Source organism: Dellaglioa sp. CoH-57-MRSF-21, from assembly GCF_056781915.1.
On record NZ_JBXAXU010000065.1, the window covers coordinates 1 to 435 of the forward strand.

A 435-nucleotide genomic window follows, 5' to 3' on the forward strand; every position below is an offset into this window, starting at 1 on the left:
GCTGTGAGCTTGTACTTCTGTTCGATAGCAAGAAACATCGAATCGAACTCGACGGACGCGCTCTGGCATTCGAGTACACGTTTATGCAGTTTCACGCGATTCCTCCAATTGTTGGATCATGTGCTGGACCCATGCGATGCGCGTCGCTTTCATCCCCTTACGGTCTTGCGACCACGTGGAATCGAACGTCTCGACATATTGTTCCAGTACAACGACGCTGCCGGCCCGCAGCATCTCAAGAGCCGGCGGGCTCGACACGCGCTCAATACACGCAGTACGCAGATTGTCTTGCACCTGCTGCGCCATTTCCGCGCCCAGCTTGGCGTCCGACTGCCACATGCGACTCACACGGTACTCGCACGCAGCTCTCTTGATCGCGAAGCACACAAAGGACTCATCCCCGTCCTCGATGAGTTCGAGTGCCCTTTTCAGGAT

At 56.1% G+C, this 435-nt stretch carries 1 protein-coding gene; it reads right to left on the minus strand.

Features of this window, described 5'->3' with window-relative positions; all coding sequences use genetic code 11:
- Positions 1-81: 81 nt before the first annotated feature.
- Positions 82-435: hypothetical protein (locus AC1RPQ_RS07945; protein ID WP_481762254.1), on the minus strand; the 354-nt coding region annotated here is incomplete at its 5' end.